Source organism: Fluviicoccus sp., from assembly GCF_030646115.1.
Lineage (GTDB): Bacteria > Pseudomonadota > Gammaproteobacteria > Pseudomonadales > Moraxellaceae > Fluviicoccus.
Window position 1 is genome coordinate 147,710 of record NZ_JAUSMX010000009.1, and the last position, 24,309, is coordinate 172,018.

Genomic DNA, 24,309 nt, shown 5'->3' on the forward strand with positions numbered 1-24,309 from the left:
GGGCTTCAGAAAAACCGCATGTCGTAGTGCGCCTTAAAAAGCCCGCCCGGCTCCAGCAGCTGCATTCCCGGCTTTTCCACCAGTTCAAACGGCCCGGCTTCGGTGTCGCCAAATCCGAACCAGGGCTCGATGCACAGGAAGGCCGGGTCCTGTCCCTGATTGTTCGCAGTCCATAACGCCAGCACCGGGAAGCCGGTGCAATCCAGCGTGACGCCATGTCCGTGCCAGTTGTGTTTTAAGGTCACGCTGCTCACCTGATGGTCGGGGAACACCAGCGCATCCACCGCAAAATACTGATGGTTCAGCGTAAAGCTCTGCAATGGTTCCAGAAAAGGCACCGGTCGCGTCACCAGCCTGCCGTTCGGAGTGACCGGCCACAGATGGTATTGCTGATGCCGCTCAAAGCGGATGTCGTAGTCCTCAAAGCTGTCCTCAGGCTCCAGTCGTGTTGAAAAGCCGGGATGGGCGCCAATGGCAAACGGCATGAAACCGGTTCCATGATTTCGGACCTGCCATGTCACGCGTAGTTGTTCATCCTGCAAGCGATAGTTAATCAGGAGTTCAAAGTCATACGGGTAAGCTGCGCGGGTTTGTGCGTCACACTTTAAGCTGAAGCTAAGGAAGGTTTGGTCCTGCTCCAGAATCACAAACTCCAGATCCCGGGCCAGGCCATGCTGCGGCATCGAATACTTTCGGCCCTCAATAAAACAGGTATTGTCAGTCAACCGGCCGACAATGGGGAAAAGCACGGGGGATGTCCGTCCCCAAAATGCAGTATCGCCTTGCCACAGGTACTCAAGGTTTTCTTGCAGGGAGCGGACGCTTTTCAACTCTGCACCCAAGCTGTCGATTTCAACCCGCAGGGCGTTATTGCTAAGAATATGGCGCATTAGAGCTCCTTTTCAGTCTTCATGCCCAGCCACTCCCGCAACAGGCTGAAAACACGGGGATCGGCCATGATCGGAATATGGGACAGGTCGTTGATGAATTCGCGCTGCAGGTTAGGACTGGAAAGAACCTCCGTATTCGCGTTCATGGCCAGGCCGCTGCTGACCGGCACCCATCCATCGCCCACCAGGTTGTCACGGTGGTTGTCGTTGATGGCGCAGGCCAGGAACAGGGTTTGGGGGGCTTGCGGCAGCGCGGGCAAGGTATGGTCCGGCGTCACCCAGCCGTGGCGCAGGTCCTTGATACCCCGACTGCGGATGTTGCCCAGCCGCATCAGGGGTTTGGTGTAAGGCGTCAGGCCCAGCAGGGAGTTGGCCTGGTTGCCCAGCCGCTCCAGCGGCGCACCCAGATGCGGCGTGCCCAGGCAGGCGATATGGCTCAAGCGTTTCGTCCAGCCATGCTGTTCTTTTTCCGCCCAGTAGCAGGCGCTGCGAATCAGCAAGCCGCCCATGCTATGGCCGATCAACAACAAGGGCGTTCCGGTTGAACCAAAAAAGTCCTCCAGCCAGGCATCCAGCTCCTCGCCGTTGGCGTGAATGGCCTTGCCGGTGTTGTAGCGCAGCCAGCCGACGGCATACCCCTGCGCCTGCAATTCATCTGTGAAGGCGGAGGCGGCGGGGTTCTGCCACTCAATATCGCAGCAACATAGGCCGTGCAGGACGATGACATGGCCGATGGCTGAAGAAGTGCTCCAGTCCTGCCAGTCCAGTTCACGACCCTGTCCGTCACGCAAGGTCATGGGAAAGGCCAACGGGCTGTTCCAGCGCGCCAGCTTGTCGCCGCTGACCCCGTTGAGGGCGGCCTGGGTGCGCAAGGTCATGGCTCCTTCAAATTCGCTGACAACCGGCACGAACCTTCCTGCGGCCTTGGCGAGCAGGTCAAAAGCCCCGGCGACAATCCGGTAAGGAAAAGGCGCGTGGCTGATATCGGCTTCGTGCCGGCGGTTAAGCGGGGAGGGCAGGCGGGTAATGGTGCCGTGGATTTCGGCCACCAGATGGGTGAGTTCCCGCGCACTGTGACTGGCGGCGTGTACCACGGCTCCGGCATGCTGCAAATTTTTGACCCAGCGGGATTTTTCTTCGGAGGCGGGTTGTTCGGGGGCAGTCATGATGCTATCTCGGTGTACATATGTACACTTAGATTAGAGTGGGCCGGGGGCGTTGTCAAGCTGGGGGCAGGGCAGTCCGTCGGGTTGCCATGGTTGTGGCCCGTCTATGAAAAAGCCCCCGGTTTTCAGGGGCTTTGGCGGACTCGGCAAGCCCGGTTGTTCAGGTTGTTTTGCCACCCAGTGCTGTCGCCAGTGCGGTCGCATTCTGGGCGACCAATCCGTAGATTGACAGCTGCGGATTGGCGCCGATGCTGGTTGGGAACACCGAGCCGTCCATCACCGACAGGTTGTCCAGTTGATGGTGGCGGCCCTGGCTGTTGACAACGCCTTTTTTCGCATCTTCGCTCATCATGCAACCGCCCATCAGGTGTGCGGTGAACAGGGCTGTGCGGAATTTCTTGTAGCTCAGTTGCTCAATCTGGGCCTTGGCTTCACCCCAGCTTTTGACCCAGGTGGAATCCAGATGCGCCATTTTTACTTCAGTGGCTCCGGCGGCAAACTGGGCTTCCGCCATGCTCAGGTAGGCGCGCTTGGCTCCGTTCCAGATGGCGTCGCTCACCTCATAGTCAAGGATGGCGTCACCCTGATCGCTGATCCGTACTTCGCCGCCCTGGCTGTCATCGACAAAGCCGTCGCGCATCAGCGCCAGCATGGCATTGGTGTTGGGCAACAGGGCCATGTCCTTTTGCAGTGTGTTGCCGAAGGTGCCGAAGATGCCGCTGGCGATGCCCGCATACATGGGCGGTACTTCCAGCTTGTAGCCGATGGGGCCTTTGGCGCCGTCTTTCCACTGGAAGTAGTCAGAGGCAATGGACTGGGGGGTGCCGTAAAAGGGATTGGTCGGGGACGGCATGTGCGCCATGCTCAGCACTACCGGATGGATGCAGGTGCGCTTGCCCAGACGCTCGTGCGGATCCGGGGCTTTGGAACGCAGCAACAAGGCCGGTGAATTGATGGCGCCAGCTGCCAGAATATAGTGCTTGGCTTTGACACTGACCCTGATACCGGTTTGTTTCTTGGCATCGGCGTCCAGCGCCATGCCTTCCAGGCCGACCACCTGGCCGCCATTCAGCAGCAGTCGGGCGACGTGCAGCTTATGGATCAGTTCGGCCCCGCCGGTGAGTGCGGCGGGAATGGTCGAAACCAGCATCGACTGCTTGGCGTTGGCGGGGCAGCCCATGCCGCAATAGCCGCTGTTCCAGCAACCGTTGACGTTACGGGGAATGACGTGCCATTCCCAGCCCAGTTTCTTGGCACCTTCCCGCAGCACGGTGTTGTTCTCGTTGGGTTCCATGGCCCACGGCGTGATGTTCAGCCGCTTCTCCATTTTTTCAAACCAGGGCGCCATCTCTTCAGGGCTGTGGCCCTTGACGCCATGAACCTCGGCCCAGTGCTTCAGGGTTTCCGACGGGGTGCGGAAGCTGGCGGTCCAATTGACGACTGTCGTGCCGCCCACGGCGCGGCCTTGCAGGATGGCGATGGCTCCATCGCTGGTGGCGCGTCCGGCCCCTTCCTGATAAAGCTCACGGTAGGCGCGACCTTCATCCATGTCCTTGAAGCTGTCCGAGGTTTTGAGTGGGCCTTCTTCCAGGATCAGGACTTTAAGTCCAGCCTGGGTCAGAATTTCGGCGGACGTGCCGCCACCCGCGCCGCTGCCAATAATGACGACGTCGGTTTCAATAATGCGGTCCTTGGTCAGGGTGGAGGCGTCGGTAACCTGCCAGCCGCCGGCAATCCCTTTGGTATAGATGTTGTCAAATGCCATATCGGTATCCTCAGGCGTTGGCGGCTTGGTAAAGGGCGGGCATCGGACCGGGATAGCCGGAGAAGCGCCAGGATTCGTTAAGGCTGTAATAGGAAACAGCGACCAGCTTGGTCATGACCCGGTATCCGGCATTGAAGGGTCCGACCGAGCTGTTTTGCCAGCGCTTCAGGAAGGATTGCATGTCATCTGCGCCGGCCTCATGCCAGTCGGCCCAGACGCCGGTGGTCAGCCAGCGGGTGGCGCGCATGTGCAGCAGGTCGAACAATTTCAGCAATTCGCCTTGCGCTGGTGCGCCCAGGTTGGCCAGCGCGCCGTCGACGTTTTTCAGGACATGGGTTTCCAAAGCTTGATAATGGCTGTCGCCAGTCTTGATGACATCGCCCAGCACCACGGGAATCAGCGCCTTGAACAGGCGGGTGTCGGCATCGCGCAGGAAGCTGAAGCCTTTGGCGGAGGCCTCTTTGCGGCTGCTGCAGCCGGAGAGCGAAGCCACCAGGCTGGTGGAGGTCAGGGCAACAGTCCCGATGACGCCCAGGCGCAGCAGGGAGCGTCGGGACAGCAGCAGGGCATTGGCCCCGGAGGAGTCGGGAGCGGTCGGGGACATGCGGAAAGCCTCGTTGGGACACCTGGAAAAATACACAGGCGTCTTGTTGTTTTCGGGGCTTCCACATAACCACAAAGAGGGAATCAGGGTCAAGGGCTTCCGGGACAGCATCTATGCCGGTACTGCCACCGGGAAGGGACTAGCGGATTTTTTCAGCAGCCTCGCGTATCCGCTCCAGCAATCGGGTGGCCATGGCCATTTCTTCAGCCGCCAATCCGGCCAGCAATTCCTGTCTGGCAGCGTCAGCCACGGCTTGCAGGCGATGATAAAGCGCAAGCCCGGACTCGGTCAGGTTGACCTGCTTGATGCGGCGGTCGGAGGGGTGCAAAGTGCGGGTGACCAGACCGGAGCTCTCCAACCGGTCGAGGGTGGTAACCATTGTAGCGCCTTCGACACCGATCAAATTGGAAATCTCGATCTGCGATAACAGGGATTCTGCCCTGGCAATGGCGGAGATGGCCATCCATCCGGAGCGGCCCAGCCCGAACTCACGCAGGCGGCGGTCCAGAGCCAGTCGCCAGGAGTGGGCGGCATAATGAACCGAGGTGATGAAGTGTTCTTCGTGGTTGTACTTCATGACGCATTGAACCTGTTATGGGTGATGGGATGTCAGGCGCGGGTTGCCCGCACTTGATAATCGGACTCTCCGGTGGGGCACTGACATCTTCAATTTTATGCCTTCGGGCGTTGACGCAGCGTTAATAAGGTGCAGGACTGTTTTGGCAGGCCTGTCAGGATGCCGGGGATTATGAAAAATGGCGTGAGTTGGGTAGGGGCATTGTGCGAGAATCAGGCCGAGGCCTGTTTCTGGCGCGCCGGATTATCCGTCACGAGAGTTTTTCTTTGATGCCTGTATTGCTGACCCAACTTTTTTTTGCGTGTATGGTCTTCCTGACACTGGGCGGGTGGCCGGGTCATGCCTCCGCGTTAACGGTGGCAAATGCGCCGGTCGGGCTTTTGTCAGGGCCGTTGCGGTATCACAGCGCCCCCATGCTGCTGATTGACGCCGACTCAGGGATGATTATTGACGCCAATGACGCCGCAGCCCGCTTCTACGGCTACAGCATCGAACGCCTGACTCATATGGACATCAATAATATCAATGTGATGGGTCCGGCGGAGGTAGCGGAGGAAAGACAGAATGCCCTGAATGAAGAGCGCAACTATTTTGTGTTCCCGCACCGTTTGGCCGACGGGACCATTCATACGGTAGAGGTGTTTTCCGCCCCGGTGACACTGGATGGCGGGCGGCAGGCCTTGTTGTCGATTGTGCTCGATACATCCGGCAAAAAAATGGCCGAAAGTGAAATGCTTTCCTACCAGAACAAGCTGGAGGAGTTGATCAGTCAGCGCACTGAACGATTGATCACCGCTCATGCTGATGTCCGGGAGTCGCTGCAGGCGACCATCCTGTTCCAGGCGGCCATTATCCTGCTGCTGGTCGTAACCCTGCTTTATCGCCGTCAGGTGCAGAAAGCGCTGGAGCGGCAAAAGCTGATGGCCGAGTCAATGCTGGACAGCAGCCTGCAGTTCATGGGCTTGCTGGATCTGGAGGGGCATTTGCTGCACGCCAACCAGACGGCTCTTGACCGGTTCGAAGTCAGCCAGTCGGCGGTATTCGGTCGGTTTTTCTGGGAAACCGAGTGGTGGTCGCATTCAACGGAAGAGCAACTGCGACTGAAGCGGGCCGTCTTGCTGGCCGCCATGGGAGAAGAATCCCGCTTTGAAACACGCCATCCCTTGCCGGGTGGAGCCATGGTGGATGTGGACTTCTCCATCCGGCCGGTTATGGACCCGGGTGGTAAACCGGTCAATCTGTTGGTGGAAGGGCGCGATGTCACGACCCGCAAACAGGCTGAAGAGCAGTTATTGGCACGGCGTCGTGAATTGCAGGATGCTAATGCCTATCTGAAGACTCTGATCGACGCCTTGCCCGACACCATGATGGAACTGGACGCCAGTGGCCGCATTTACCAGTTTCACTCGCCCCTGCCCGGATTTCCGGCGCCGGCGCCGGATGGAACAGACGGATGGAGTATTCAGGAGACACTGCCGGCCGGAGTTTCCGACGCCATTCTCGCCTCCCTGGCCGAAGCGGACGCCAAAGGGGTGGTTCATGGTGTCCGTTTTTGCCAGCAGAACTCAGGCAAACCAGATCAGTGGTATGAGCTTTCAGCTACCCGATTGCCTGAAAATGAAGATGCAGCCCACCGTTTTGTGGTCTTGTTGCGCGAAGCAAAAGTTCGCCCGGTGGAAGATTAACAAGACTGCAATCAATGTGTCATAAATCTGCCACGATTTATAAGACTACTGTTAAACTTACGTCCCCTTGATTGACCGGAAATACGTCATGTTCGGACGTTTCATGCCTAAAGAGGCCAAGTTTTTCGACCTGTTTACCGCGCATGTGGAAGAAGCGGTGAAAGGTGCCGAAGCCCTGGAGACGCTGATGGATGCCCTGAAGCGTCGTGACCCGGAAGAAGCCCGGAAAATGGTGCTGGTGATTGACGAAATAGAGTCACGTGCCGACATTATCACCCGCGACACCATTTCCCTGCTGCATGCCACTTTCATCACGCCGCTGGATCGCAACGAGATTCACCAGCTGATTTCCCGGCTGGATGACGTGCTCGACAATATTCAGGATGCCGCTCAAGCGGTGACCATGTATGACATCCGGTATGCCACTCCGGAAATGATACATTTCGCGCAGATCATCACCTCCTCTGTTAAGAAGATGCATGAGGCTTCCAGCCAGCTCAGCAGTATGGACAACAGCGCCACCATCCTGGCCACCTGCAAGGACATCTACCGCCTTGAAGCCGAAGCGGATGTGCTGTTGCTGGAGTCGATGTCCAAGCTGTTCCGTGAAGAACAGGATGTGCGCGAACTGGTGCGACTCAAGGCCATTTATGAAAAACTGGAAGAAGTGACGGATCGCTGCGACGGCGTTGCCAACATTATCGAAGCCATCGTTCTGGAAAATTCCTGAGCAAGAGGAGTCCGTCCATGGACGCGATGCAGATATCATTCGGGATCGTTCTGTTGCTGATCCTGCTGGCGTTGGCCTTCGACTTCATGAACGGCTTTCATGATTCCGCCAATTCGATTGCGACGGTGGTGTCCACCGGCGTGCTGAAGCCGCAGGCGGCGGTTCTGTTCGCCGCTTTCTTCAATTTTGTGGCTTATTTCCTGTTCCCGCTGAAGGTGGCGGCCACGATCGGCAAGGGCACCATTGATCCGTCCATCGTCGATCATTATGTGATTTTCGGTGCGCTGGTCGGTGCTATCGCCTGGAATCTGATTACCTGGTATTTCGGCATCCCGTCCAGTTCCTCGCATGCCCTGATCGGCGGTTTGTCCGGGGCGGCCGTGGCCAAGGCAGGAACGGACGGTGTAATCGCTTCCGGCCTGATCAAGATAGCTTCCTTCATTGTCTTGTCGCCGTTGCTGGGTTTCCTCTTCGGGTCGTTACTGATGGTGCTGGTGGGCTGGATTTTCTTCAAGACCAGCACCAAGAAAGTCGACAAGTATTTCCGCAAGCTGCAACTGGTTTCCGCTGCACTTTACAGCCTGGGGCATGGCGGTAACGATGCCCAGAAAACGGCGGGTATCATCTGGATGTTGCTGATTGCAGCGACGGCGTCCGGCACGGTGTTGCCGCACTGGATGCAGGCCGACAAGGATCATTTTCCGACCTGGGTTGTGATTGCCTGTTATGTGACGATCAGCCTTGGCACCATGTTTGGTGGCTGGCGTATCGTCAAGACCATGGGGCAGAAGATCACCAAGCTGAAGCCCGTGGGCGGCTTTTGTGCCGAGACCGGTGGCGCCATTACCCTGTTCCTGGCCACCAGCATGGGCATTCCGGTTTCCACGACGCATACCATTACCGGGGCTATTGTCGGTGTCGGCTCCACCAACCGCATGTCTGCCGTGCGTTGGGGGGTGGCGGGAACCATCGTCTGGGCCTGGGTGCTGACGATTCCGGCCAGTGCGGCTATTGCAGCCGTGGCCTGGTGGGTTGGCCGGATGATCCTGTAATGGCTGTTGTAGCGATATAAAAAAACCGGGGGTTTTGCCGCCCCCGGTTTTTTTATGCCTGCCGTTCCGTCAGCCGCGAGAGCCGGAGGAATGGAAGCGCGGCTTGCCACCGCCGGAGTTGGCGCCACCCGCTGCCGGTTTGCGGGGTGCAGGCTTGCCGCCGCTGCCGCCCGGCTTGGCCGGCGCGGAACCGCGTCCACCCTGGGGATTTCGCGGGCTGCGGGGAGATTGCGGCTTGCGCAGCGGCTCCGGCTTGGCATTCGGGTCCGGCTCGAAACCGGGAATGACGATCGATTCCAGCTTGCGCTTCATCAGCCGTTCAATGTCCGCCAGCAGTCGCAATTCGTCCACGCAAACCAGTGATACCGCTTCGCCGCTCATGCCCGCGCGGCCGGTTCGGCCAATGCGGTGCACATAGTCTTCCGGCGTGTTCGGCAGTTCGTAGTTGACCACGTGCGGCAGGGCGTCAATATCGATTCCGCGCGCCGCAATGTCGGTGGCGACCAGCACCCGCAGCCGTCCGGCCTTGAACTCGCTCAGCGCCTTTTCACGCGCTGACTGGCTCTTGTTGCCGTGGATGGCCATTGCGGGAATGCCGCCGTCGCCCAGCTGGTCGGCCAGGCGGTTTGCGCCGTGCTTGGTGCGGGTAAAGACCAGCACCTGGGTCCATTTGCCGTCCTTGATCAACTTTTCCAGCATCGGCCGCTTCTTGTCGCGATCGACCGGATGCACCACCTGCGACACCAGCTCAGTCGGGGTGTTGCGCTTGGCGACTTCAATGCTGACCGGGTTCTTCAGGATGCCGTTGGCCAGTTCGCGGATTTCGTCCGAAAAGGTGGCGGAGAACAGCAGGTTCTGGCGCTGTGCCGGCAGCAGCGGCAAAATGCGGCGGATATCGCGGATGAAGCCCATGTCCAGCATGCGGTCGGCTTCGTCCAGCACCAGTGTTTCCACGCCGCTGAGGTCAATGGTGCGCTGGCCGACGTGGTCCAGCAAGCGGCCTGGCGTGGCAACCAGGATGTCCACCCGCCGGTTGAGGCGCTGGATTTGCGGATTGATATTGACGCCGCCGAAAATCACCATCGACTTGATGTCGAGATGCTTGCTGTATTCGCGGACGCTTTCTTCCACCTGCGCTGCCAGCTCACGGGTCGGGGTCAGGATCAAGACGCGGATCTTGGCCTTGTGGTTGACCCGCGAAAAGTCGATCAATGACAGCCGTTGCAGGATGGGCAAGGTGAAACCGGCGGTCTTGCCGGTGCCGGTTTGGGCGGCTGCCAGCAGGTCTTGCCCGGCGAGGACGGCGGGAATGGCCTGGGCCTGAATGGGGGTGGGTTCGGTGTAGCCGCGTTCCAGAAGGGCGCGCACCAGTTCCGGCGCAAGGCCGAGCTCAGCAAAAGACATTTAGAATCCGGATGATGAAGAATGGAAATCATGAAGGCGGCAGATTGTACAGGAATAAGCCGCGCTATGCTTGACGGCAGACTCTGGTCAGGCCCGCAGCTCGCCTTTTCGACCGTAAATGTCGTCGAAGATGGCCTCCAGGCCGACATGGGCTCCGCGCACGCCGCTGATGACCTGCGCCGCCCATTCGAAATACTCCAGTTGCCGCTCCAGAGGCCAGCCCGCAGGGGGCGAGTGCAGAATGTCGCGCAGGTTGCAGATCTTGTCCGCCAGCTTCACCAGCTTGGCTTCGATCGAGGCGTGCGGTGCATGGTCAATCTGTTGCTGTTTGCGTTCGGCCTTGGGCAGGTTCTTGTCGTCGGTGACTTCCAGCACGATGGCGGCGATATGTGCGCCAAAGTGTGCTTCGAGCTCCTCGGGGGTGGTTTCGGTGTCTTCAATGGTGTCGTGCAGCAGGGCGGCGCACAGTACTTCCGGGCGGGTGACGCCTTGGGCGGCCAACAGGTTGGCCAGCGCAATCGGGTGGTTGATATAAGGGGAGGCCTCCGGGTCCTTGCGGCGCTGGTCCCGATGTTTCTCGGCAGCGAAAGCCGCCGCCTTCAGGATCAGGCCGGTGCTGAGGTCAAATTCGTTCATCAGGGCTCCAGAATCGGGTCAATTAGTTTCAGGCGGTTGGGCGGATGCAGGTGTCGCCCAAGGCGCAATGCCGGGCGAAGGCGGCGGATTCAAGTTGCAGCGTCACATGGCGGATGCCGAAGTCCTCCTCCATTTCCGCCAGCGCGTATTGCAGCAGCGCCTCGCGGTCCGGATGGCTGTCGGCGATCACCAGGTGGGCGGTCAGCGCGGTTTCGGAGGTGCCCAGCGCCCAGACATGCAGGTCATGGACGCCGGTGACGCCTTCAATCGCCATCAGGCATTGACGCACGGCGGGCAAGGGCACCTGGTCGGGAACGCCGTCAAACATCAGGTGCAATGACTGCCGGAACAGGGACCAGGTGCCCGCCACGATCACCAGCGCAATCAGCACACTGACCAGCGGGTCGATCCAGCTCCAGCCCTGCCACAGATACAGCGCGCCCGCCAGCACCACGCCGACCGACACCAGGGCGTCCGCCGCCATGTGCAGGAAGGCTCCGCGTATATTGAGGTCGTCACGGCTGCCGGACATGAACAGCAGGGCGGTGAGACCGTTGATGACCACGCCGATGGCCGCCACGATCATGATGGTGACGCCGCCCACGGGTTGCGGGTCCTGGAAGCGTTGTACGGCCTCCCACAGCAGGAAGCCCATGGCGCCCAGCAAGACCACAGCATTGATGAAACCGGCCAGAATGGAACTGCGCCGCCAGCCGTAGCTGTGCCGGTTGTCCGGTTGACGTTGCGCCGCCGCCATGGCCGCCCAGGCCAGCAGCAGGCCGCCAACGTCGCCCAGATTGTGTCCGGCGTCCGCCAGCAGCGCCAGTGAACCCGACAGCCAGCCATAATAGGCTTCGACCGCCACAAAACCGATGTTCAGCCCGATGCCGATGGCAAAGGCGCGGCCGAAGTTGGCGGGGGCGTGATGATGGCCGTGGTCATGACCATGATGTCTGTGATGGTCATTGTCATGATGGTCGTGCGCGTGATGGTGATGTCCGCCCAATGCCGGGCCTCCGCTGGTTTTCAATGCACCATTATCGCCGACCGGGGCGGGATTGCCAGCCCTGCAGCATGCGCATGTAGTTTAATCGCTCCCAGGCGGCCGGATCGGGGGCGTTTTCCAGCGACATGATTCCACGTGCTTCATTCACCGAGTCATAACCGTTTGCGGCCAGCCAGCCTTGCAGTTCGACCAGGATGGTCGACATCGCGTCCGGACCGCTTTGCAGCAGGGCGGAAGCCATCTGCACCACATCCGCCCCGCAGAGAATGGCTTTGGCGGCGTCATGGCCACTGTGAATGCCGCCCGTTGCTGCCAGCGCTACCGGCACACGGCCATGCAGCAACGCCAAAGCATGCAGGCGTAGCGGCAGTTCGGCGGAGGTGGAAAGATGCAGCTTGGTGTCCAGGTCCAGGCTGTCCAGCAGCACATCGGGCTGGTAGAAGCGATTGAACACCACGACACCGTTGGCCCCCACGGCCGCCAGCCGCCGCACGAAGGCCGGCACAGAGGTGTAGTAAGGTGAGAGCTTGACGCTGACCGGCACCGACACCCGGTTGACGACTTCACGCACGGTTTCCAGCTGCCAGTCCTCCACTTCCGCACCACTCATGCCAGGATCGGTGCAGATATCGTAGAGGTTCAGCTCGATGGCGGAAGCGCCTGCGGATTCCAGCTCCTGCGCCAGATCGGTCCAGCCGCCGGGGGTGGCTCCGTTCAGCGAGGCCAGAACCGGCACATCCAGCCGGGCGCGTAGATGCTTGAGGTGTGACAGATACGGCTCCATACCGACCGGAAACAGGTTGCGGTCGGGCAGGAAACTGCGGGCTTCGGCGTTGGTGTCCACCCAGGCATCAATATGGCGGTGTATCGCCATCTGCTCGGCGGCAATCTGTTCTTCGAACAACGAACGCATCACCACTGCTCCGGCGCCGGCCGCCACCAGTTTTTCCAGCATCGGCAGGTCATCGCTGAGCGGGGATGCGGCGACCACCAGCGGCGTGCGCAGCGACAAGCCCATCCATTCGGTGTTCAGGTCAGTCATGGGGCACCTCGGTGACGGGAATGCGGATGCCCGCCAGTTGATGATAAAGGGCTCGTCGCTCGGCGGTGGCGTGTTCGGCGGCCTGCACCAGCGCGGCGTAGCGGGCAGGATCGCGAAGTTCCACCATGCGGAAACGGGCCTCCTGCTCCATGTACTCCCGCATGGGAATACGATCGTCATGGGCATCCAGTAGTAGCGGCGGCAGGCCGTCGTCAATGCGTTTGGGGTCGAAGCGGTACAAGGGCCACGCACCGCTGTCAATGGCGCGCTTCTGCTGGTCGGGAGAATGCAGCAGGTCATAACCGTGGGCAATGCAGGGGCTGTGGGCAATGATCAGTGACGGGCCGGGGTGCGCTTCGGCCTCCAGGAAGGCTTTCACCGTCTGGTGGCTGCGCGCCTGCATCGCCACCGAAGCCACATAGACGTGGCCGTAGCTCATCGCCAGCAGGCCTAGGTCCTTCTTGCGGGTTTCCTTGCCGGCGCTGGCGAATTTGGCCACCGCCCCCAGCGGCGTCGCCTTGGATTGCTGGCCGCCGGTATTGGAATAAACCTCGGTGTCCAGCACCAGGATATTGGCTTTGCGGTTGGACGCCAGCACATGATCCAGGCCGCCATAACCGATATCGTAGGCCCAGCCGTCGCCGCCCACCGTCCACACGCTCTTGGGCGCCAGGTAGTCGGCCAATGGCTGTAATTCGGCGGCATCCGGGGAGGACAGGGGATTCAGCTGCGCCCGGAGTTCGGTCACGGCCAAGCGCAAGGCCGACAGGGCCGCTTCGTCAAGCGTGTCGGTTTGGGTGCGCAGCCCCGTGACCAGCGACTCCGGCAGTTGCGGCGCCAACCGGTCCAGCAGTTGCCGGGCGCGATCCCGCAGCAAGTCCACGCCCAGCCGCATGCCGAAACCGAACTCGGCATTGTCTTCAAACAGCGAGTTGTTCCAGGCCGGGCCGCGACCGTTCACATCCTTGGAGTAGGGGGTGGTCGGCAAGTTGCCGCCATAAATGGAGGAGCAGCCGGTGGCGTTGGCAATCAGCAGCCGGTCGCCAAACAGTTGTGTCAGCAGGCGGATATACGGGGTTTCCCCGCAACCGGCGCAGGCTCCGGAGAACTCGAAAAGTGGCGGCAGCAAGGCCAGGCTCTTGGCATCGCGGGGAATGCGGCTGCGATCAACCGGCGGCACGGTGGTCAGGAAAGCCCAGGCCTCGCGTTCCCGCTGACGGTGTTCGCCAACCGGCCGCATGTTGATGGCCTTGCGCTTGGGCTGCTTGCGATCCCTTGCGGGGCATTCATCGACGCAAAGGCCGCAGCCGGTACAGTCATCCGGGGCCACCTGCACGGTATAGGACAGTCCCTTCAGTTCCGGGGTGGCGGTTTCCGGCACCTGGCGGAAAGCTTCCGGGGCGTTGGCTGCCGCTTCCGGCTCAAAGACGACGGTGCGAAGGGCGGAATGCGGGCAGATCGTCGAGCAACGGTTGCACTGCACGCAAACATCCGGCTCCCACACCGGGATTTCATGGGCGATATCGCGTTTTTCCAGCTTGCTGGTGCCGGTGGGCCAGGTGCCGTCCGGGGTGAAGACGCTCACGGGCAGGCGGTCGCCATGGCCTTCCAGCAGCAGGCGTGTCACGCGCTGTGCAAAGTCATCGGCATCGGCGGGAACCATCGGCCGCCGCTGATGCGTGCTGCTGACGGCATCCGGCAAACGGACTTCCTGCAATCCGGCCAGCGCACCATCAATGGCCGAGTGGTTGCGCCGGATCACTTCGCCCCCGCGCTTGCCCCATACCTCGGTCACGGATTGCTTGATCTGCGCCAGCGCCGTTTCCACCGGCAGCACTTTTGCCAGTGCAAAGAAGCAAACCTGCATCACGGTATTGATGCGGTTGCCCAGTCCGGCGTCGGCGGCAATGCGCGAGGCGTCAATCACGAACAACCGGCTGTTTTTTGCCAGCAGGGAGGTCTGAAACTCCCGGGGCAATGTCGCCCAGACGGACTCCGGGGCGGCCGGGGTGTTCAACAGGATGGTCGACCCGTTGGCGGCGCGTTCCAGCACATCATATTTGTCCAGAAAGCCGGCGTCGTGGATGGCAATGAACGGGGAGTGGCGGATTTCGTAGGTGGAGCGGATCGGATTCGGTCCGAAGCGCAGATGCGAGACGGTGGTGGAGCCGGACTTCTTCGAGTCATAGACGAAGTGGCCCTGGCAATACAAATCGGTGCATTCGCCGATGATCTTGATTGAGGCCTTGTTGCTGCTGACGGTGCCATCCGCCCCCAGCCCGTAAAACAGGGCGCGCGTGACATCGGCGGCTTCAATATCCAGTGTTTCGTCGTATTCCAGCGAGCTATGCGAGACATCGTCGCGGATGCCGATGGTGAAATGGTTGCGCGGGGCGGGCGAGGTCAGCTCGTCGAACACCGCCTTGACCATGGCGGGAGTGAACTCCTTGGAGGACAGGCCGTAACGGCCGCCAATGACGCGCGGCAGCTTTGACAGCGGGGATGTTCCCTCGGTAAAGGATTCCATCAGCGCTGACACCACATCCAGATACAGCGGATCGCCCGTGGCCCCAGCTTCCTTGGTGCGGTCGAGCACGGCCATGGCGGTGGTGGTGGCGGGCAGAGCCTGCAGGAAGTGCCGGACGGAAAACGGCCGGTACAGGCGCACCCGCAGCACCCCGACTTTTTCGCCACGGGCCAGCAGCCAGTCCACGTTTTCATGGACGGTTTCCGCGCCGGAGCCCATCAGGATCAGTACGCGTTCGGCTTCGGGGTGACCATGATAGTCAAACAGGCGGTAAGCCCGGCCGGTCAGGGTTTCAAAACGCGCCATGGTCTCCGCGACAATATCCGGACACGCCCGATACCAAGGTTCCGAGGCCTCGCGAGCCTGAAAGAAGGCGTCCGGATTCTGGGCGGTGCCGCGCAACACCGGACGGTCCGGCGTCAATGCCCGTTGGCGATGCGCATGAATCATTCGCGCATCAACCAGCGACCGCAAGGTGTCATCCCCCAAGGTGTGAATCTTCTGGATTTCGTGGGAAGTGCGGAATCCGTCGAAAAAATGCAGGAAGGGAATGCGTGACGCCAGCGTCGCGGCATGGGCGATTGCGGCCAGATCCTGGGCTTCCTGCGGTGAACCGGAGGCCAGCAGCGCAAACCCGGTCGGACGCACCGCCATCACATCCGAATGGTCGCCGAATATCGACAGGGCATGGGTCGCCACGCTGCGGGCGGCGACATGCAGGCAGAACGGCGTCAGTTCCCCGGCAATCTTGTAGAGGTTGGGCAACATCAGCAGCAGCCCTTGCGAGGCGGTAAAGGTAGTGGTCAGCGCCCCCGCCTGCAAGGCGCCGTGCACTGCCCCGGCCGCACCGCCCTCCGACTGCATCTCGATCACGGCGGGCACCTGGCCCCACAAGTTGGGGCGCTGCCCGGCCGACCAGTCATCGGCATGTTCGCCCATGGCCGAGGCTGGGGTAATGGGGTAGATGGCAATGGCTTCACTGAGGCGATAGGCGACCGAGGCGACGGCTTCGTTGGCGTCCAGCGTGGCGGTGGCGGTGTTGCCGGTCATGGAGATAGTCCCTCCGTGTTTTATAAATATTAGCGTTCTACTATAACGCCTTGGGCGAATAACCGTGTGCTTTGCCGGGCAATTTATACGGCTTGTGAGGATTTCACCCGCAGTCTAGACTGGCCGCAAATTACTAACCCTTCATGAGGGCCAAAGGATGAACATGCAAAGTCAGGAAAAGGTGGTGTCCGGGCTTTCCGGGTGGCTGGTGTTGCCGGTGTGGCTGGCGCTGTTTGCCATGGCGGTCTGGAAAATCATCGGGGTGCCGGTGGTCGGGGAGGGCGTGCCTTCGGTTCCGGCCATCATTTCGATCCCGCTGCTGATGTTTATTTCCAAGGGCTTCAACATCCTGCAACCGAATCAGGCGGCGTTATTCACCTTTTTCGGCCGTTATGCGGGCACCATGAAGGATGACGGCTTCTTCTGGGTGAATCCGTTTTACGCCGGTCAGCGCATTTCCTTGCGCGTGCACAATCTGACCACGCCCACCCTCAAGGTCAACGACCGCGCCGGTAATCCGGTGGAAGTGGCCGCCGTGGTGGTCTGGAAAGTGGCGGATACGGCGCGCGCCCTGTTCGATGTCGAGGATTACGGCACCTACGTTGTCATCCAGAGTGAATCCGCCGTTCGCGCCGTGGTCAGCGCCCGCTGGTATGACGGCGACACCCATGGCCTCAATTCGCTGCGCGGTGATATGGACGCCGTGGCGCGCTTGCTGGCCGAGTCGATCCAGGAGCATGTGCTGCTGGCCGGGATTGAAATCGTCGAGGCCCGGATCGCGCATCTGGCCTATGCCCCGGAAATCGCCAGCGCCATGCTGCGCCGCCAGCAGGCCGAAGCCGTGGTGGCCGCCCGCACCCGCATTGTTGACGGCGCGGTCGGCATGGTCAAGCTGGCCATCGACCAGCTGGAGTCGGAAAGCGTGGTCAAGCTGGGGGAATCCGACCGCGTGAAACTGGTCATCAACCTGATGACCGTACTGGTTTCTGATACCGAAACGCAACCGGTGCTGAACGTAGGCAAGGAGTGAGTCATGGCCAACCATCAACCGGGCGCCAAGCTGAAGCTGCCGCCACTTTTTTTTGCGGCCACATCGATGGCCGGCCTGTTTCTGGCCGGGGGCGTGTTGGGCTTGTTCGCCCCGCAGGTTATTCCGGCGCTGGCGGACAAGGCGGTGGCCTGGTCGTTGCTGGGGGTGGGGATAGCGCTTGATGGCTGGGCGGTGTTCCAGTTGATTTCGGCATCCCGGAAACCTAATCCGTAACCCGTGGATCAGGGCAGGGATGCGCCCCGGCTTTCATGCGCTCAAGAATGTGGCGGCTCATGCTCTGCGCCAGCACATCTTCGCTGAAGAAAACAGTGCCCATCTTGTCCCGGGTCAGCATCCCGCTCTCTTCATCGCTATGGGTGCGCAGCAGGACTCCCACGCCTGGATTGAGCTCCCGGGCGATTTCGACCATGCGGCGGGCCTGCAAGCTGTCGGGTGAGGTGATGACCAGCAGGCCGGCGCGATGGATGTGCGCCTGAATCAGCACTTCGGGAGTTGAGGCGTCGCCGGATACCGCCGGAATGCTTCGCGATCGCAAAGCCTCCACCAGTTCGCGGTTCTGTTCGGCAGCTACATAAGGAATGCCGGCGGCCTCCAGTTGTGTCGCAATACGCCGCCCCACCCGGCCATAGCCGACCAGCACCACCTGTCCGGTGAGCTGTTTCTCATCGACGGTCACCGGCAATTGCGCCAACGGGTCTTCACTCCGTTCCAGGCGGCGGGCAAGCTCGGAGTGCTGCCGAATCCAGGCCAGTCCCGGTTTGATGGCGGTAAACATCAGTGAATTCAGGGCAATTGAGATTAGCGCTCCGGCCAGAATCAGGCTGTTGGCTTCAATGGACAATAAACCCAGCGCCATGCCCAATCCTGCCAAAATGAAAGAGAACTCGCCAATCTGGGCCAGACCGGCGCCGACCGTTAGTGCGGTGTTCAATGGATAGCGGAACAGCAGCACCAGGGCGATGGCGGCCACAGTCTTGCCCAGCATGATGATTGCAACCACCGCCAGCACCTTCAGCGGATCTGTCAGCAGTATTTGCGGGTTGAACAGCATGCCTGCCGAGACAAAGAACAGCACCGAAAAGGCATCCCGCAGGGGTAACGACTCGTCCGCCGCCCGGTGGCTGTATTCGGATTCCCGCATCATCATGCCCGCGAAAAAGGCTCCCAAGGCAAAAGAGACATCGAACAGTTTTGCCGAACCATAGGCTACGCCCAGCGCCGTGGCGACCACACACAGCGTAAACAGCTCGCGGGAGCCGGTGCGCGCAACCATCCACAACAGCTTTGGAAACAGGCGCTTGCCCACCACCAGCATCAGGGTCAGGAAGCCGGCGACCTTGGCCAGGGTCAGCAACAGTGTCAGGGCGATGCTGTTGCCGGAATCCTGGCCCGGTGCCTTTCCGCCCAGCAAGCCCGCCAGCGGCGGTAGTAATACCAGCGCCAGCACCATGACCAGATCCTCCACGACCAGCCAACCAATGGCAATTCGGCCGTTGATGCTGTCCAGTTGTCCCCGATCCTCCAACGCACGCAACAACACCACGGTGCTGGCCACAGAAAGGGCCAGCCCGAACACCAGCGACTGTCCGAAGGGCCAGCCCCAAGCCAGGCCGGTTGCCGTTCCCAGCACTGTCGCCACTGTAATCTGAACAATGGCTCCCGGTACGGCCAGGCGTCTGACCGACATCAGGTCGTTAAGCGAAAAATGCAGGCCGACGCCGAACATCAGCAGGATGACGCCTATTTCCGCCAACTGTGCGGCCAGCCCCACATCGGCCACAAAACCGGGTGTGGACGGAGCGATGATGATGCCCGCAAGCAGATACCCCACCAGCGGCGGCATTTTCAGGCGGGAGACCAGATAGCCCAGTAACAGGGCCAGGGCTAAGCCAACCGTAATGGTGGTGATCAGGCTGATGTCGTGGGGCATGCGTATTCCTTGAGGCGAGGGGTTTATGTAATAAGAATCATTTCTAAAAAGATAGCAATAAACGAGCCACCTCATCGTATCCTTCTGTAATCGTCCTGTAGCCGGTTGCGATACGAAGCTGGCGCTTTACGATAATCCGGTGTAGTTTCGGGGACTTTTGCCCCACCCCTCTCCGGAAGACACAGATGAAGCATTCCATCAAGGCCACAGGCCTCGTTATCGCCATGGGCCTTGCCCTTTCCGCCTGCAACAAGACTGAAGCTCCCAAAGCCACCAAGTTGGAGACCGATGACGCCAAGGCCGCGTACAGCATTGGTTACATGACCGGCAAGAACATGGAGGCCCAACTGCCCAAGCTTGATACCGCCAATTTCGCCGCTGGCATGCAGGACGCTTATGCCAAGAAACCCGGCCTGCTGAAAGAAGACGAAATGAAGACGGTGCTGATGGCCTTTGACGCCCGCATGAAGAAGGAAGCAGTCGAGCGCCAGGCCAAGACGGCGGCTGAAGCCAAAGGCAAGGGCGAAGCCTATCTGCTGGAAAACGCCAAGAAAGCCGGGGTGAAAACCACGGCTTCGGGCCTGCAATATGAAGTGATCACCGAAGGCAAGGGAGCCAAGCCCGTGGCTACTGATGTCGTCAAGGTCAACTATGAAGGCAAGCTGGTTGACGGTACAGTGTTTGACAGCTCCATCAAGCGCGGCGAGCCGGCGACTTTCCCGCTGAACCAGGTCATTCCGGGCTGGACCGAAGGCCTGCAATTGATGACGGTCGGTTCCAAGTACAAGCTGACCATTCCCGCCACGCTGGGTTATGGTGAACAGGGCGGCGGTCCCATCCCCCCCAATTCCACGCTGGTGTTTGAGGTGGAACTGCTGGAAATCGCCCCCAAGTAAGGCGGGGTGATCGGACGGGCCGCCCTGTGTAAGCTGAGCGGCCCGTTTCATTTTCAGTCCCGGCGGCAGTCAATCGTCATCAAGTTCCTGACCCGCTTCCATCGGCGCGCTGCTCACAGGCGCTTGCTGCCATTGCCAGCCCCAGAACCCTCCCACACAGACCAGCATCAGTACGGCCAGCCAGGCATGGTTTTTCTTCACCAGGTCGGTTCCCGCTTCTGCACGACGACCGGTCAGCATCGGCATGGCCAGATTTTGCCGCTGTAACCGGCTCAGCCAGGCAATCAACGCCAGGTGAGCCACCACGAATGCGAGAAAGACATTGCCAAAGAGCTCGTGCACTTCTTCCAGCCACTCGCCACCCCATTCCTGATAGACCGCATAACCGCTCAAGGTCACCGGGACCGTCACCAACAGCAACCCGGCCATCATTGCCGCCAGTAACCATTGCAGGCCCGGACGCCAATTCATGCCACCTCCCTTGGCGTTAATCAAAGTCTTGGGCGAAGGGAGGTTTTTCAGCCTGCGCACCAGCAGGCCCAGCCCGGCATGGCGCGGCCCCAGCAGCCCCCAGAGGATGCGGAACACCAGCAAGCCGATCATGGTGTAGCCCAGCGTCACATGCACCAGACGCCATTGTTCGCTGTCGCCGGTCAGCCAGGCGCCGGTGAAGCTCAGGGCGAACAGGGCATGAAAGGCGCGGATCGGGACATCCACGGTGCGGCGGCCCGGAGCTTTTGCCGCCTCACGCGGGGTATCAGTAGGGGAAAGGGATGTATTCATCGTGCACCTCGCTTAACGGGGAATCCGGATAAAATCTTCGTCAATATTGCCGCGATCGGCCCCGGAGTGACAGGCGACGCAATTACTGCGGCTGCCGACGGACTTGCGTTGCCAGACTGCGCTGGCAATCTTGCGGTGTTCATGGACAAACCAAGCGCTGCGGGTGATGCGGTTTTCCGGCGGCGGGGTTTGGGCTCTCCCGTCACTGCGGGAATTGACTTGCAGCCAGCGGCCGATTTCACGGATATCCGCTGCCTCCAGCGAGGCATTGACGCCATAATGCTTGTCCAGACCCTGCATCATGTTCTGCCAGGCGGCGGCAGGCAGCAGGCCCGGTGCAAAGGCCATGTGGCAGGCACCGCACTCCTGGACATATTTGGGGGAGGGGGTGACAGGGCGAAAGTATTCATCGTCGTCCGCCCGCAACGGACCGGCGGCGGTGATCAAAAGCGCCAGCAGCAGCCGGACGACAGGTTGATGGACGGGGTTCTTCTGAAAAATAGCGCTCATGGCAGTCTCCGTCATCGGGTTCAGGGTTTCAGGCTGATCAGCCAGGCCAGGACATCCGCCTTTTCGCCCGGAGTACATTCTCGGCTAAGCACATCCTTGCAATTGCGGCGGAACCACTTGTCCACCCGCGCCTCGGTCGTGAATGCCTGGGGATTGGCCGCCGGGGCCAGCGCATCCAGCACCTTGCCGGTGGAGGCATGCTTGCCGGGCCGAACCGGCTGGACGCCATGGCAGGAAGCGCAAGACCATTCGCCGCCATGACGGCTGGTGAAAAACTGTTTCCCCCGGGCGCTGTCGGGTTTTTCACCGGCCAGTGTCGACCAGCGTTGCAACTGGGCGGCGGGGGAGGTGTCGGCGGCATGGGCCCAGCCCGGCACCCAAGGCAATATCAGGGTGCTTAGCAACACCAGCCATGGCAGGATATTGTTTTTGGCAGGCAGGGCCTGACGGTTGGTGACAGTTGGCTTGTTCATGTCGGCGTCCCTCGGACTTGTGGCGATTGGGCTATTCTGGTATCCCGAAGCTGTACCTTTCCTGAATCCTGCGTTCAGCCGCCGTTCAGGAAAGGCCGCGCATGCTGGCGGCCATCCCGATTTCCACGGCTTGAGGGTTTCCATGAACCGGCAAATAGCAGCTTTCTTGCGGTTGACGGTGTTGGCCGGTGCGCTATGCCTTCCGCCGGGACAGGCATCCGCCTCCGGCCGCGAAGACCACGAACAGGCCCGGCAGGCGCTGGAGGCCGGACAAATCCAGCCGCTGTCGCGTATTCTGGAACGGGTGGGCCGGCTGTATCCGGGGCAGGTGCTGGAGGTGGAACTGGAGCGGGAGCAAGGGCGCTGGCTCTATGAAATCAAGTTGCTGCTGCCGGATGGCCGACTGCTCAAGGCAGAGGTGGATGCCCGCAGCGGCGAGGTGCTGGGTACGAAACGCCGGCAAAGCCGCTCCGGTGCGGCGGGGGAACGCTGATGCGCGTATTGGTGGTGGAAGATGAGCCGACACTGGCCGGGCAATTGCAGGCGTCGCTGATGCAGGCCGGCTATGCCGTGGACGTTTCCGGGAATGGGCGTGAGGCCCTCTTCCTGGGGGAAACGGAAAGTTATGATGCCGTGATCCTGGACCTGGGTCTGCCGCAAATGGACGGCCTGTCCGTGCTGCGCCGCTGGCGCGCCATGGGCCGCACGCAGCCGGTGCTGATTCTGACGGCGCGCGACAACTGGTCCGAAAAAGTGGCGGGTATTGATGCCGGAGCCGATGACTACCTGACCAAGCCCTTTCATCCGGAAGAGTTATTGGCCCGGGTGCGGGCGCTGATCCGGCGTGCAGGCGGTCAGGCGTCCACCCGGTTGGCCTGCGGGCCGGTGGAGCTGGACACGCGCAGCAGTCGCGTGACGGTGGACGGGCAGGCCGTGACCTTGACCAGCCATGAATACCGGGTACTGGCCTACCTGATGCATCACCCCGACCGCCTGATTTCCCGCACCGAGCTGACCGAGCATATCTATGCCCAGGATTTTGACCGCGACTCCAACACCATTGAGGTGTTTATCGGCCGCCTGCGCAAGAAGCTGCCCCAGGATCTGATCGAAACCGTGCGCGGTCTGGGTTACCGGCTGCGGGTTCCGTCATGACGCTCTCGCTACCGCTCCGGTTGGCGCGCCGCTCGCTGCGTCTGCGGTTGTTGGCGGGCATGATGATCTGGGTGGGCCTGTCCCTGTTGTTGACCGGACTGGTTCTGGCGCAGTTGTTCCGTGACCATGTGGATACCCAGTTCCGGGCAGAGTTGCTGCGTGAACTGGACCGGTTGACCGCCGGCTTCGAGTTGCCGGCTGACGGGCAGCCACAACCCGGTCACCCCGAGATTGAGCCACGTTGGTTGCAGCCCTACTCCGGTCGTTACTGGCAGGTGAACAGTCCTTCCCGCCCGGCCGTGCTGCGTTCAAGATCCTTGTGGGATGCCGTGCTGAAGCTGCCGTCGGATCGATTGCCTGACGGGGCGGTGCATGATCACCGCCTGGCCGGTCCTGCCGGGCAGACGCTGTGGGTGCTGGAGCGTCAGGTCTGGGTGGAATCGCAACCGGGCCGCCGCTGGCAATTGGTTGTGGCGGCCGATATTGCGCCGCTGGATGCACAGGTGCGGCGCTTTGTAGGCTTGATGGCCGTAGCGCTGGCGGTGCTGGCGGCGGGACTGATGCTGGCTGTGGGATTTCAGGTTCAGGTGGGTCTTGCCCCCTTGCAGCGGCTCCAGCGGGCGGTAAACCAACTGCGTGCCGGTGAAACCTTGCGGCTGACCGAGGACTTTCCGGCGGAAGTGCAGCCCTTGATTGATGACTTCAATCAGGTGCTGGACCAGAACGCCCGCATGGTCGAACAGGCGCGCAGCCGGGCGGGCAATCTGGCGCATGCCTTGAAGACTCCATTGGCCGTGCTGTCCAATGCCGCCGCCGGTGATGACAGCGTGCTGGCGGTCTTGGTTCGGGAGCAAGTGGAAACCGCCCGCCGTCAGGTGGACTGGCATCTGGCGCGGGCGCGGGCGGTGGCTTCGGCCGGTGCGCCGGGCCAACGCACGGCGGTGGGCCCGGCGTTGGCGTCCCTGGTGCGGGTGATGGAGCGGGTGCATGCCGAGCGCCGGTTGCAGCTGTCATCGTCATGTCAGGACGGTATTTACTTTGCCGGGCAGGAACCGGACTTGCTGGAAATGCTGGGTAATCTGCTGGATAACGCCTGCAAGTGGGCGCGGCGTCAAGTGACGGTGACAGTGAGCCGAGTGGGGATGCAGCTGGAAATCCGGGTGGAGGACGATGGCCCCGGCCTGCCTGCCCCCATACGCGAAGTGGTGCTGCAGCGGGGCGTGCGGGCGGATGAACAGGTTCCGGGTTCAGGACTCGGCCTGTCCATTGTGGATGAACTGGCGCGCTTGCATGGCGGCAGCATCCGGCTGGAAGCCTCCGCGCTGGGCGGGGTGGCGGCGGTGCTGGTCATTCCGGCCGTGCCGGAGTAACCTGGCA

At 61.1% G+C, this 24,309-nt stretch carries 23 protein-coding genes; 9 read left to right on the forward strand and 14 right to left on the reverse strand.

The window, feature by feature from the left end; all coding sequences use genetic code 11:
• Positions 1-5: 5 nt before the first annotated feature.
• From Q7T36_RS06430 to Q7T36_RS06450, 5 genes are all read right to left on the reverse strand, one after another.
• Positions 6-890: an aldose 1-epimerase family protein gene (locus Q7T36_RS06430; RefSeq protein WP_304845368.1), complete on the reverse strand. Its 885-nt coding sequence runs from the start codon at positions 888-890 to the stop codon at positions 6-8.
• On the reverse strand, positions 890-2,056 hold the full coding sequence (locus Q7T36_RS06435) for a hypothetical protein (protein ID WP_304845371.1): 1,167 nt from the start codon (positions 2,054-2,056) through the stop codon (positions 890-892). The genes Q7T36_RS06430 and Q7T36_RS06435 overlap by 1 nt, the downstream gene beginning before the upstream one ends.
• 160 nt (positions 2,057-2,216) lie before the next feature.
• On the reverse strand, positions 2,217-3,821 hold the full coding sequence (locus Q7T36_RS06440) for a GMC family oxidoreductase (protein ID WP_304845374.1): 1,605 nt from the start codon (positions 3,819-3,821) through the stop codon (positions 2,217-2,219).
• 10 nt (positions 3,822-3,831) lie between these two features.
• Positions 3,832-4,425 carry a hypothetical protein gene (locus Q7T36_RS06445; protein WP_304845377.1) on the reverse strand — a complete coding sequence of 198 codons (594 nt, stop codon included), beginning with the start codon at positions 4,423-4,425 and terminating at the stop codon, positions 3,832-3,834.
• A 139-nt stretch (positions 4,426-4,564) separates the two neighbouring features.
• Positions 4,565-5,002: a MarR family winged helix-turn-helix transcriptional regulator gene (locus tag Q7T36_RS06450; RefSeq protein ID WP_304845379.1), complete on the reverse strand. Its 438-nt coding sequence runs from the start codon at positions 5,000-5,002 to the stop codon at positions 4,565-4,567.
• Positions 5,003-5,415: 413 nt separating this feature from the next.
• On the opposite strand from Q7T36_RS06450, the gene Q7T36_RS06455 reads away from it, so the two are divergent.
• The 3 genes from Q7T36_RS06455 to Q7T36_RS06465 all read left to right on the forward strand — a co-directional run bounded on the left by Q7T36_RS06455 (position 5,416) and on the right by Q7T36_RS06465 (position 8,469).
• A complete protein-coding gene (locus Q7T36_RS06455; protein ID WP_304845382.1) occupies positions 5,416-6,687 on the forward strand; it encodes a PAS domain S-box protein in 1,272 nt (423 codons plus the stop codon).
• An 88-nt stretch (positions 6,688-6,775) separates the two neighbouring features.
• The gene (locus Q7T36_RS06460; protein ID WP_304845385.1) at positions 6,776-7,417 is read left to right on the forward strand and encodes a DUF47 domain-containing protein; all 642 of its coding nucleotides are present in this window, start codon (positions 6,776-6,778) and stop codon (positions 7,415-7,417) included.
• 17 nt (positions 7,418-7,434) lie between these two features.
• Positions 7,435-8,469: an inorganic phosphate transporter gene (locus Q7T36_RS06465; protein ID WP_304845388.1), complete on the forward strand. Its 1,035-nt coding sequence runs from the start codon at positions 7,435-7,437 to the stop codon at positions 8,467-8,469.
• A gap of 69 nt (positions 8,470-8,538) precedes the next feature.
• On the opposite strand, the gene Q7T36_RS06470 is transcribed toward Q7T36_RS06465, so the two are convergent.
• The 5 genes from Q7T36_RS06470 to nifJ form a co-directional block, all read right to left on the reverse strand.
• Positions 8,539-9,873: a DEAD/DEAH box helicase gene (locus Q7T36_RS06470; protein WP_304845391.1), complete on the reverse strand. Its 1,335-nt coding sequence runs from the start codon at positions 9,871-9,873 to the stop codon at positions 8,539-8,541.
• An 87-nt stretch (positions 9,874-9,960) separates the two neighbouring features.
• Entirely contained in the window at positions 9,961-10,509 is a 549-nt protein-coding gene (locus Q7T36_RS06475; protein WP_304845393.1) for an HD domain-containing protein, read from the reverse strand.
• 28 nt (positions 10,510-10,537) lie between these two features.
• Positions 10,538-11,539 carry a cation diffusion facilitator family transporter gene (locus Q7T36_RS06480; protein WP_304845395.1) on the reverse strand — a complete coding sequence of 334 codons (1,002 nt, stop codon included), beginning with the start codon at positions 11,537-11,539 and terminating at the stop codon, positions 10,538-10,540.
• Between the two features lie 7 nt (positions 11,540-11,546).
• Complete coding sequence (locus Q7T36_RS06485) at positions 11,547-12,557, reverse strand: dihydroorotate dehydrogenase-like protein (protein ID WP_304845400.1); 1,011 nt, start codon at positions 12,555-12,557, stop codon at positions 11,547-11,549.
• Positions 12,550-16,134: a pyruvate:ferredoxin (flavodoxin) oxidoreductase gene (nifJ, locus tag Q7T36_RS06490; protein WP_304845403.1), complete on the reverse strand. Its 3,585-nt coding sequence runs from the start codon at positions 16,132-16,134 to the stop codon at positions 12,550-12,552. Before nifJ ends, Q7T36_RS06485 begins: the two co-directional genes overlap by 8 nt.
• 157 nt (positions 16,135-16,291) lie before the next feature.
• Here nifJ and Q7T36_RS06495 point away from each other — a divergent pair, with 157 nt between their 5' ends.
• On the forward strand, positions 16,292-17,164 hold the full coding sequence (locus tag Q7T36_RS06495; RefSeq protein WP_304845406.1) for an SPFH domain-containing protein: 873 nt from the start codon (positions 16,292-16,294) through the stop codon (positions 17,162-17,164).
• Between the two features lie 3 nt (positions 17,165-17,167).
• On the forward strand, positions 17,168-17,398 hold the full coding sequence (locus tag Q7T36_RS06500; RefSeq protein ID WP_304845408.1) for a hypothetical protein: 231 nt from the start codon (positions 17,168-17,170) through the stop codon (positions 17,396-17,398).
• Here the strand turns inward: Q7T36_RS06500 and ybaL are convergent.
• Complete coding sequence (ybaL, locus tag Q7T36_RS06505; protein ID WP_304845410.1) at positions 17,388-19,115, reverse strand: YbaL family putative K(+) efflux transporter; 1,728 nt, start codon at positions 19,113-19,115, stop codon at positions 17,388-17,390. The two genes, Q7T36_RS06500 and ybaL, sit on opposite strands and share 11 nt — an antisense overlap.
• Positions 19,116-19,300: 185 nt before the next feature.
• Here ybaL and Q7T36_RS06510 point away from each other — a divergent pair, with 185 nt between their 5' ends.
• Positions 19,301-20,011 carry an FKBP-type peptidyl-prolyl cis-trans isomerase gene (locus Q7T36_RS06510; protein WP_304845413.1) on the forward strand — a complete coding sequence of 237 codons (711 nt, stop codon included), beginning with the start codon at positions 19,301-19,303 and terminating at the stop codon, positions 20,009-20,011.
• 69 nt (positions 20,012-20,080) lie between these two features.
• Here the strand turns inward: Q7T36_RS06510 and Q7T36_RS06515 are convergent, their stop codons facing one another.
• From Q7T36_RS06515 to Q7T36_RS06525, 3 genes are read right to left on the reverse strand one after another with little or no spacing between them, the layout of a single operon-like run.
• Positions 20,081-20,794, reverse strand: a complete 714-nt coding sequence (locus tag Q7T36_RS06515) for a cytochrome b/b6 domain-containing protein (RefSeq protein ID WP_304845416.1) — start codon at positions 20,792-20,794, stop codon at positions 20,081-20,083.
• A 12-nt stretch (positions 20,795-20,806) separates the two neighbouring features.
• On the reverse strand, positions 20,807-21,304 hold the full coding sequence (locus Q7T36_RS06520) for a diheme cytochrome c (protein WP_304845419.1): 498 nt from the start codon (positions 21,302-21,304) through the stop codon (positions 20,807-20,809).
• A gap of 20 nt (positions 21,305-21,324) precedes the next feature.
• Complete coding sequence (locus Q7T36_RS06525) at positions 21,325-21,777, reverse strand: DUF1924 domain-containing protein (protein WP_304845422.1); 453 nt, start codon at positions 21,775-21,777, stop codon at positions 21,325-21,327.
• A 142-nt stretch (positions 21,778-21,919) separates the two neighbouring features.
• Here Q7T36_RS06525 and Q7T36_RS06530 point away from each other — a divergent pair, with 142 nt between their 5' ends.
• The 3 genes from Q7T36_RS06530 to Q7T36_RS06540 are packed head-to-tail and all read left to right on the forward strand — an operon-like array spanning position 21,920 to position 24,302.
• Positions 21,920-22,270 carry a PepSY domain-containing protein gene (locus Q7T36_RS06530; RefSeq protein ID WP_304845425.1) on the forward strand — a complete coding sequence of 117 codons (351 nt, stop codon included), beginning with the start codon at positions 21,920-21,922 and terminating at the stop codon, positions 22,268-22,270.
• Complete coding sequence (locus tag Q7T36_RS06535) at positions 22,270-22,932, forward strand: response regulator transcription factor (protein ID WP_304845428.1); 663 nt, start codon at positions 22,270-22,272, stop codon at positions 22,930-22,932. The genes Q7T36_RS06530 and Q7T36_RS06535 overlap by 1 nt, the downstream gene beginning before the upstream one ends.
• Positions 22,929-24,302 (forward strand): sensor histidine kinase, encoded by a 1,374-nt coding sequence (locus Q7T36_RS06540; protein ID WP_304845431.1) that lies wholly within the window; start codon positions 22,929-22,931, stop codon positions 24,300-24,302. Before Q7T36_RS06535 ends, Q7T36_RS06540 begins: the two co-directional genes overlap by 4 nt.
• The last annotated feature ends 7 nt before the right edge of the window (positions 24,303-24,309 follow it).